The organism is Maribacter sp. (assembly GCF_016744255.1).
Classification (GTDB): Bacteria; Bacteroidota; Bacteroidia; order Flavobacteriales; family Flavobacteriaceae; genus Maribacter_B.
This window is the reverse complement of the sequence record NZ_JADGES010000138.1, coordinates 1-6,782: the sequence shown is the minus strand read 5'-3', so window position 1 is coordinate 6,782 and position 6,782 is coordinate 1. Positions and strand designations below refer to the sequence as shown.

The window sequence follows — 6,782 nt, the reverse complement described above, 5'->3', positions numbered from 1 at the left end:
AATGTATTGGCTAGACCATTCCATGGGCAAACAAAGAAATTTCCACACATTATTTAATCTAAGAAAAAACTTAAGTTCTCTTTTTCCTTTCCAAAGCCCATAACCCTATGTACTACATTGGACTTTAAAATAAAGAAAGAATCAGAATCCATACGAACTACAACCCTACTTCCTTGTTTTTCTAAAGATTTTGGCAAGGTAAAATCATCCAAAGACAAAATTTCTTTGTCCGCATTTAAAAACCGAATATTACCTCCATAAGTAACATCTGGGAGAACCCATTGTTTATCTGCAAACTCTGTATTTAAATCCTCTGAAATTTTATTAAAACCATAATGCACAGAAGAAGATATTTTTAAAAATTTTTCTATAGGAGTTCTCATCGTTTGCCCAATAATTACAAATATAAAAAAGCCAAAACCATATTTTAGACATTGCTTAGCGGAGTTAATTTGCAATAAAGACAAAATAAGAACTGTGTAAGGAATAAAAATAGGCAAAAGCCACCTAGTTTCTACTTTGTATATTTTCATTACAATAAAAACTAACATCAAAATTACTACTTGAGCAATAAAAACCTGTTTCAACCAACTTTGAACATTTTCCTTTTTAATAACTATTATTTTTCTCCAAAAAAGAAAACCCAAAAGAGCCAATAAAGGAAGTATTAAACTAACAAAACTCTTTCCTATTGCTAAAAAAGAAGAAAGTACAGGAATTACATTTTCTTTAACCGTACTCGTTTTAAGAGCTACACTCTTGTGTAATTGCTCCATAAAATACATATTCGAAAACAAGTCGTAGAAATGCGGGAATACAAACAAGGTTACTATGCTGATTGTTAGCCCCATTTTCTTATTAAAAACAATTTCCTTAATTGACTTATTAAAAGGAAATATAGCTACAAATGCCCCTAACACTAAAATATAATTATACTTTGTTAAAATCCCTAGACTAATTACCAACCCCAACGCTAAATAGTTAACTATAGTTTTAGTTTTCAACAAACGGTTCACTATAATAAAAGTTAATACTACCGCGAGGCATAATAATGAAGTATGAGATAATCGTCTAAATGTAAAATCGATGTACGTAGGTATAGTAGACAATAACAATACACCTAATGCTGCTTTGTCTTTATTTTTTAAATATTCTTTTCCAAACAAATAAACTGCAGCGATTGTACTTCCTAAAATTAGCGCTCTTAAAAAAGAAAATGAAAATTTAGTAATCCCAAACAGCCTGTTTATTAATATTTGAAGCCAAGTATACAAAGGAGGTTGATCATCGTAAGTTAAACGCCACCATTGGGAATAATACGCTTGCTCTGCATCTTCTAGTTCTAAGGCCGATTTCATGTAGCTAATACCAATAATTGCCAGCCCACTTAGTATTATAAGTATTTTAATTTTTTTAGACGCATTTGATGCCAACATTTCCCAGAATTAATTCATAGTTATAACTGTAAACTCTCCCGACAATGGTTTTAAAGCTTTTTTTAATTCTGCAATTACACCTGGACCATATTCTAAAAATAGCTCAGAAAAGTTCGCTGTACGTTCTTGTAAGGAATAGTTTGGAAAAAGTTCGTTCTGCAAATCTGCCATTCTAACCACATGGTCCTTCAATTTAACTTTTTGCGCTTTTAAAAGGCGCTTCTCCAAAACATCAAGCCCCTTTAATTGTTTTACTTCTTGCGCTTTTACAGCTCCATAAAAAGATTTATCTGTTTGTTCTGCCATATTATACATAGCAGCAAACTGTTCTTTTAAATGTATTCTCTGCTCTGAAAAATCAATATTGATATTAGATATTTTTCTAATCTTTTTATTGATTATACTATTTTGCTTTAAAAATAAATCTTGCACAGAAAGATTCATTTTCTTCATTTTTACTTTTTGCTTTTTTTTCATCACTAAAGCAGAATTTCTTAGCAACAAAATTGGAAAAGGAACCTGCATAGCTTTAAACATATTTTTAAGCTCTAACCAATATGCTATCTCACCACCTCCACCTATATAACATAGATTAGGAAGAATAACTTCTTGATACAACGGCCTTGCTATTACATTAGGTGAAAAACGTTCTGGATTATTTTCTATCTCTAACAACAACTCTTCCTTAGAAAATTTTATTTCCGTATTATTTACCAAAAAAGAACCTTCTTTTTCTATAATTCGCTCCCGAATAGCATCCTTTAAATAAAAATAATTTATTTCTCTGGGATTGACTTGAATGTTATATTTTTCTGTCTGCTCGCCTAACCTATCTATGGTTTTAGATACTTCTTTAAAAGCAATATTTTCTAAAATATCCTTTTTTACATACGGGATTAACTCTCTTTTTAATTCCACCGAATCTCCATCTATTATCACCAGACCATATTCTGAAAATAATTCATTAGCTAAAAACCTTGTAGCATCGGTAAGCGTATTATGTTCTAAATAAGCACATTTAAACAAAGAGGCTAATTCTTTTGCATTTTTACTAGCCCCCAGTTCTTTTTCTAAAATCTTAAAAACTTCGGGAAGCCCTTCTGTAGATAATTTACCTACTGCACCAGAAACACCTTTATTCCATTGTATTTTTTTTCCATGAAGATTAAAGTAATTTATCTCCTCAAAATCATGGTCTTCTGTAGCCATCCAATATACTGGCACAATTCGGCATTCTGGGTTCTGTTCTTCTATTTCTTTGGATAGATTTATGGTAGATATAATTTTATATAAAAAATACAATGGCCCAGTAAACAAATTTAATTGATGTCCTGTTACAATGGTAAAAGTCTTAGCGTCTTTTAAAGCTGTAATATTTTCAAGGGTTTTATTAGATGCTTTTACTCCTTTATACTGTTTCTTTAATGTGGCATGCAAAACTTCTCTTTTGGCTTCTGAAAAAGACTTCTCCTTTTCTATAATCTGTTTACCAAAACCTTCTAAACTAGGGGGATTATTATATAGACTATGAACGCTTTCTTTTTGTTCTAAATAATCTATTATCAATTTTGAAAAATAGCCTGTTTCTTTAAAGGGTATATAATCTATATTCATACAATCTAAAATCTATGTAAATATAAAACTCTTGGCTTTTAGAGTTCCTAAAAATACGTTAATTACGCTTCTATGCAGTACATCCAATTTGTTATTAATAGGAAATAACTATCTCATATAAATTTATTAGATTTGGGTACTCTGTACCAAAACCAAAATTGATGAAGAAATTTTTACTACTTATCTCGTTTGCAATACCCTTTTTACTATCAGCACAAGAATTAAAATCTCCTTCAGAATTTCTTGGATATGAAATTGGAACTCATTTCTCTAGGCACCATCAAGTGGTAGACTATTTTAAATATGTTGCAGAGTTTGCCAAAGAGAATGTTCAACTTATAGAGTACGGAAAAACCAACGAGCAAAGACCTCTTCTTTTAGCTTACATTTCTACCAAATCTAATTTAAAAAATATAGAAAAAACTCGTCTAGAACACTTAAAAAGTCTTAAAAACGAAGGCTCATCTGACAAAGCAATTGTTTGGCTTAGCTATAATGTTCATGGAAATGAAAGTGTTAGCACTGAAGTTTCTATGCAGACCATATATGACTTATTGACTAACAAAAAAGAGTACTTAGAAAACACTATAGTTATCATGGATCCCTGTATTAACCCTGATGGCAGAGACCGCTATGTTAATTGGTACAATCAATTCAAAAACAAAAACTTAACTACCAATCCAGACAGTAAAGAACATCATGAAGGATGGCTTAATGGTAGAAGTAACCATTACATGTTCGACCTAAATAGAGATTGGGCATGGCTAACCCAAGTAGAGAGTCAACAAAGACTAAAATTCTACAACAAATGGCTTCCGCATGTACATGTAGATTTTCATGAGCAAGGAGTAGACAGCCCTTATTATTTTGCACCTGCTGCAGAACCTTATCATGAGGCTATTACGGATTTTCAAAGAGAATTTCAAACCACAATAGGAAAAAATCATGCAAAATACTTTGATGCTAATGGGTGGTTTTATTTTACTAAAGAATTTTTCGATTTGCTTTACCCAAGTTATGGGGATACCTACCCTATTTACAATGGCAGTATTGGCATGACTTACGAACAAGGAGGGAGCGGAAGAGCTGGACTGGCCATTAAAACCAAAATAGGAGACACTTTATCTCTAATAGATCGTTTTAATCACCATTTAACTACAGGACTCTCTACGGTTGAGATATCTTCAAAAAATGCTTTAAAGTTGAATAGCGAATTCAAGAAATTTTATCAAAACAAAAATCATAAGTACAAAAGCTATGTCTTAAATGGAAATACCGATAAGATTAGAGCATTAACTAATTTATTAGACCAGCACAAAATTGAATATGGTTTTGGTAAAGATGCAATTCTTAAAGGTCATTTATACGCTAAAAACAAACCTGGTTCTTTTAAAAGTTCTACAAACAGTTTGGTGGTTTCTACCAATCAAGCAAAAGGAACACTCGTAAATGTACTTTTTGAGCCTAATGCTAAACTAAGTGATTCTTTAACATATGACATAACCGCATGGTCTCTTCCTTATGCATATGGCCTAGATGCTATTGCTACTACGAGTACTGCGGCAAGAGTTTCGTTAGAAAGAGAAGCCACTACAAATACTCCCTTGGACAAAAATGCTTATGCTTACATTACGGATTGGAATAGTATTAGTGATGCTAAATTTTTAGCTTCCTTATTAAAGAAAAATATTAGAGTTCGATTTGCACAAAAGCCATTCTCCTTAGATAATAAAAATTATAAAAGAGGAAGTTTAATAATAACAAAAGGAGACAACAGTAATAACAAAAATTTCTTATCTACCCTAAAAACGGTTTCGAACACCTATCAAAAAAACATAATTCCTACACAAACTGGCTTTATGGATAGCGGTAAAGATTTAGGCTCAAACTCCGTTCAAATGATTTCTAATGCAAAAGTGGCTGTATTATCCGGAGACCCAACATCTACTTTACGATTTGGCGAAATATGGCACTTTTTTGAAGAAGAACTAAACTACCCAATAACCATTTTAGACGCTAACTACTTCAAGAGAATTAATCTATCTAAGTATGATGTTTTAATACTACCAGATGGCTATGGATATTCTGATTTTTTATCTGAAAAAACTTTAGGCGATATCGACAACTGGGTTAATAATGGTGGAAATCTTATCGTCATGGGTAAAGCAATAAAAACTCTAGCCGGAAAAAAAGGTTTTGATATTAAGAAAAAAGAAGAAAAAAAAGATAGTACTGCTAACCTAAAAGCCTATGATAAAAACGAAAGAGAGCGCATGAAAGATGCCATTACTGGGGCTATTTTTAAAACCAAAGTAGATACAACCCACCCTTTAGCATACGGATACAGCAACAGTTATTTCACCCTTAAACTTGGACAAGATGCTTATGATTATCTAAATAAAGGTAATGTTGTTTATCTAGAAAAAAACAACAATACACCTATTTCTGGTTTTGCAGGAAGCGAAGCTCAAAAAAGAATTGATAAAACCTTAATCTATGGTGTTCAAGGAAAAGGGAAAGGAAACATTATTTATATGGTAGACAACCCTCTTTTTAGGGGCTTTTGGGAAAATGGAAAACTCTTTTTTGCCAATGCTATTTTTATGGTAAACTAATAAAAAATACTATTGTCTCGTCCTAAATAATCTGTATCGATTATTTAGGACGAGACATAGCGTAGTCTACTACTATTAATTAAACTGGCTCGCCATACAAATCGAAATCTGCTGCTTCATTAATTTTTATATTTACAAATTCTCCCTGCTTTAAATAATGCTTCGTAGCATCTATGAGTACTTCATTATCCACATCGGGAGAATCGAACTCTGTTCTACCTATAAAATAATTACCTTCTTTACGATCAATAATACAACGAAAAGTTTCTCCTATTTTTTCTTGATTTAATTCCCATGAAATTTGAGACTGTATTTCCATAATTTGGTTAGCACGATCTTGCTTAACCTCTTCTGGAACATTATCTTCTAAAGTATATGCATGTGTATTCTCTTCATGACTATATGTAAAACAGCCTAAACGCTCAAAACGCATCTCTTCTACCCAACTCTTAAGTTCTTGAAAATTTTCTTCTGTTTCCCCAGGATAACCAACAATAAGTGTTGTTCTTATCGTCATATTTGGAACTGCCGCCCTAAAATCTTTTAATAATTGGGTTGTTTTTACATGTGTAGTACCTCTACGCATACTTTTTAATACAGAATCGGATATATGCTGTAATGGAATATCTAAGTAATTACAAACCTTAGGTTCCTTATTCATTACCTCTAGAACATCCATAGGAAAACCTGTCGGAAAAGCATAGTGCAGACGAATCCATTCTATACCTTCTACTTTTACAAGTTCCTTTAATAGTTCCGCTAGGTTCCTTTTCTTATATATATCTAAACCATAATATGTAAGATCCTGAGCAATTAACACCAATTCTTTTACACCTTTAGCTGCTAACTTTTCCGCCTCTATCACTAAATCTTCAATAGGTGTACTTTTATGCTTGCCACGCATTATAGGAATAGCACAAAAAGAACAAGGGCGATCACATCCTTCTGCAATTTTTAAATAAGCATAATTTTTAGGAGTAGTAGTTATTCTTTCCCCTATTAGCTCATGCTTATAATCCGCCTCTAGAGCCTTTAATAAATTAGGCAATTCACTGGTTCCAAAAAACTCATCTACATTGGGAATTTCCTTTTGTAAGTCTGGCTTATACCTTTCACT

General features: G+C 32.1%; 4 protein-coding genes. 1 reads left to right on the top strand and 3 read right to left on the bottom strand.

Annotated elements, in window-relative coordinates; all coding sequences use genetic code 11:
* Positions 1–53: 53 nt before the first annotated feature.
* Complete coding sequence (locus QZZ51_RS15650) at positions 54–1,436, bottom strand: glycosyltransferase family 39 protein (RefSeq protein WP_291871363.1); 1,383 nt, start codon at positions 1,434–1,436, stop codon at positions 54–56.
* Positions 1,437–1,445: 9 nt separating this feature from the next.
* Entirely contained in the window at positions 1,446–3,050 is a 1,605-nt protein-coding gene (gene bshC, locus QZZ51_RS15645; RefSeq protein WP_291871361.1) for a bacillithiol biosynthesis cysteine-adding enzyme BshC, read from the bottom strand.
* Between the two features lie 161 nt (positions 3,051–3,211).
* Here bshC and QZZ51_RS15640 point away from each other — a divergent pair, with 161 nt between their 5' ends.
* A complete protein-coding gene (locus QZZ51_RS15640; RefSeq protein WP_291871359.1) occupies positions 3,212–5,665 on the top strand; it encodes a M14 family metallopeptidase in 2,454 nt (817 codons plus the stop codon).
* Between the two features lie 79 nt (positions 5,666–5,744).
* Here QZZ51_RS15640 and rimO read toward each other — a convergent pair.
* A partial coding sequence (gene rimO / locus QZZ51_RS15635; RefSeq protein WP_291871357.1) for a 30S ribosomal protein S12 methylthiotransferase RimO occupies positions 5,745–6,782 on the bottom strand: 1,038 nt, incomplete at its 5' end.

Bases quoted from the DNA above. Each gene is read 5' to 3' on its own strand.
- QZZ51_RS15650 (WP_291871363.1), bottom strand. From the start codon at position 1,436: ATGTTGGCATCAAATGCGTCTAAAAAAATTAAAATACTTATAATACTA.
- bshC (WP_291871361.1), bottom strand. From the start codon at position 3,050: ATGAATATAGATTATATACCCTTTAAAGAAACAGGCTATTTTTCAAAA.
- QZZ51_RS15640 (WP_291871359.1), top strand. From the start codon at position 3,212: ATGAAGAAATTTTTACTACTTATCTCGTTTGCAATACCCTTTTTACTA.